Source organism: Mesorhizobium sp. M5C.F.Ca.IN.020.29.1.1 (assembly GCF_003997375.1).
In the GTDB taxonomy this organism is placed as follows: Bacteria; Pseudomonadota; Alphaproteobacteria; order Rhizobiales; family Rhizobiaceae; genus Mesorhizobium; species Mesorhizobium wenxiniae.
Genome location: NZ_RZSW01000918.1, coordinates 1 through 1558 on the forward strand (window position 1 = coordinate 1; position 1558 = coordinate 1558).

General features: G+C 61.7%; 2 protein-coding genes. Both read left to right on the forward strand.

Translation table 11 applies throughout. The annotated features are described in order from the left end of the window. The coding region (locus EOA85_RS34960; protein WP_164760119.1) for a sugar ABC transporter substrate-binding protein at window positions 1-649 on the forward strand (649 nt) is incomplete at its 5' end. A gap of 156 nt (window positions 650-805) precedes the next feature. Beyond that, window positions 806-1558, forward strand: a 753-nt coding sequence (locus tag EOA85_RS34965; protein ID WP_164760120.1) for an ABC transporter permease, incomplete at its 3' end; no start/stop codon positions are given.

The following is a 1558-nucleotide window of genomic DNA, read 5'->3' on the forward strand; positions in this document are numbered from 1 at the left end:
GGTCGAGATAGGCCAGATTGCCGCCGATCAGGCCGAGAAGCTCTTGAAGGCGAAGCACGGATCGGTGAAAGGCAAGATCCTCCAGGTGCTCGGCGATCCCGGCGACCCCTACACGCTCGACATCCAGAAGGGTTTCGAGGAGAAGATGAAGGCGTTCCCGGACGTCAAGATCATCTCGGTTCCGGCCATGCAATGGGAAGCCAGCAATGCCGGCACCATCGTTGCCGACCAGATGCTCGCCAACCCGGATATCGACCTGATCTTCAGCCACGCCGCGCATCTCTCGGTCGCTGCCGTCGCCTCGCTCGAGGCCGCGGGCAAGAAACCGGGCGACGTTATGCTAATGAGCTCGAATGGCGCGCCGGTCGGCCTTGACCTGATCCGCAAGGGCTGGCTCAACGTCGAGGTCGAGCAGCCGCTCTACGCTCAGGCCGCCGCCGTCGCCATGTTTATGGACAAGGTCGTCAACAAGCAGCAGATCAAGCCGGGAGAGTACGACGTGCTCGGCCTGAAGTCGACCGTGACCAAGGAAGCCTGGGGGCCGAACATCAAGATCCCCGGCGCTGCGATCACCAAGGAAAATGTCGATAACCCGGCCTTCTGGGGCAATATGAAGCCGCCTTCGGACACGGTGAAGCCGGTCGAATAGCAAAGTCGCCTTGGGCTTCGGGCCACGCTGGCCCGGAGCCCACCACTGCAGCCCGGCGCGTCCGAACGGAGGCGCGAGGAACGCTGCAGCAATTTCAATCCGCGCGGTTCCCGAAAACCGAATTGGTTTCGGATCATGCGCCAGCTGGATCAGCACATGAATCCCCGCACGCGCCACGCCCTCGAGTTCGCCCTCGATAACCTCGTCTGGTTCATGCTGGTCTTCGTGCTGGTGGTCTTCTCCATCTTTATTCCGAACTACTTCCAACTGGGCATCTTCGCCAACATCGTAGAGGCGTCGAGCGTGCTTGGCGTCATGTCGATCGGCCTGGCGCTGGTCATCATCACCGGACATATGGACCTGTCGGTCGAATCCGTGGCGGCGCTCGGCGCCATGGCGGTCGGTATCCTGTTCTGCTCGGCGGGCATCGGCCTTGGCGTTCAATTACAGCCGGAATGGCTGATGGTTCCGGTTTCGCTGCTGCTTGCCCTAGTTGTCGGCGGCATCATAGGCTCCATCAACGGCTATTTGGTCGTGAACGTGAAGATGAGTGCCTTCATCATCACGCTCGCGTCCTACATCTGGGTGCGCGGCCTTGTGCTGGTCATTTCCGGCGGCCGCTCTGCGCAAGACCTTGCGCCGGCGATCCGCTGGTTCGGCATTCAGCGCCTCCTTGGCCTGCCCCTCACCGCCTGGATCGCCATTTCGTGTTTCGTAGTCTTCTCGCTGATCATGGCCAAGACACCCTTCGGACGGCATCTCGTCATGATCGGCGGCAACGAGACTGCAACCTTCCGAGCCGGCATCCGCGTCAACCGCAACCTTGTTGTTGCCTTTGTTCTCGCTGGCGCCATCGCCGGCCTTGCCGGCTGGCTGCTGGCGATCCGCACCTCGGGCGCCACCGCCAAT